Here is a 1,118-nt window from a genome sequence, read left to right on the forward strand (position 1 = left end):
CTCGACGGCGGTGACGGCGGCAACTACACGGCGTCGTCGTCGACCGGTTATCTCGTCGTCCTGTTCGGTGCCCTCGGCACGCTGCTCGGCGGCCTCGCGTTCGTCGTCGCCGACCGTCGTTCCTGACGCCCGTACGTGTCCTGCGCCCCGGCGCCCGGCTGCTCGCACGATGCACGCTGCGGCTCAGGTCGTGAAAGACTGATGTCTGTGGCACGCGGCGACGGTAAACTCTCACACGACATCCTTCCCGGCGAGAAGGGCCCCCAGGACGCATGTGGCGTCTTCGGGGTCTGGGCGCCGGGTGAAGAGGTCGCGAAACTCACCTACTACGGCCTGTACGCGCTGCAGCACCGCGGCCAGGAGTCGGCAGGTATCGCGACGAGCGACGGCAAGAGCCTGCTCGTCTACAAGGACATGGGCCTCGTCTCCCAGGTGTTCGACGAGACGAGCCTCGCCTCCCTGCGCGGCCACCTCGCGATCGGCCACTGCCGGTACTCGACGACGGGTGGTTCCACCTGGGAGAACGCGCAACCGACGCTCGGTGACACCGAGGCGGGCACGGTGGCGCTCGCGCACAACGGCAACCTCATCAACTCCGCCGAGCTGCGCGAGAAGCTCGAGGAGATCCACGGCGAGCTCGGCAACACGCTCGGCGAGCTGCGTCGCGGCAACACCACCGACACCGCGCTCGTGACGGCGCTGCTCGGCGCTCAGTTCGACACGAGCCTCGAGAAGACGGCCCTCGCCCTGCTGCCTCACCTGCGGGGCGCGTTCTGCTTCGTCTTCATGGACGAGAACACGCTCTACGCCGCGCGTGACCCGCAGGGCATCCGCCCGCTCGTCATCGGCCGCCTGGAGCGCGGTTGGGTCGTGGCGAGCGAGACGGCGGCGCTCGACATCGTCGGCGCCAGCTACGTGCGCGAGGTCGCGCCGGGCGAGATGATCGCCATCGACGCGGACGGTCTGCGCTCGACGACGTTCGCCGAGCCCGAGCCGAAGGGCTGCGTCTTCGAGTACGTCTACCTCGCCCGTCCCGACACGACGATCGCCGGCCGCGAGGTCTACGAGAGCCGCGTCGAGATGGGCCGTCAGCTCGCGCGTGAGTTCCCCGTCGACGC

1 protein-coding gene is annotated in these 1,118 nt (G+C 69.3%); it reads left to right on the top strand.

The genetic code is table 11. The annotated features are described in order from the left end of the window. Nucleotides 1-207: 207 nt before the first annotated feature. On the top strand, nt 208-1,118 hold a 911-nt coding region (locus tag B2284_RS05460), incomplete at its 3' end, for an amidophosphoribosyltransferase (RefSeq protein ID WP_286697280.1).

Origin of the sequence: Dermacoccus sp. UBA1591 (assembly GCF_002322065.1) — a bacterium.
Taxonomy (GTDB): Bacteria; Actinomycetota; Actinomycetes; order Actinomycetales; family Dermatophilaceae; genus Dermacoccus; species Dermacoccus nishinomiyaensis.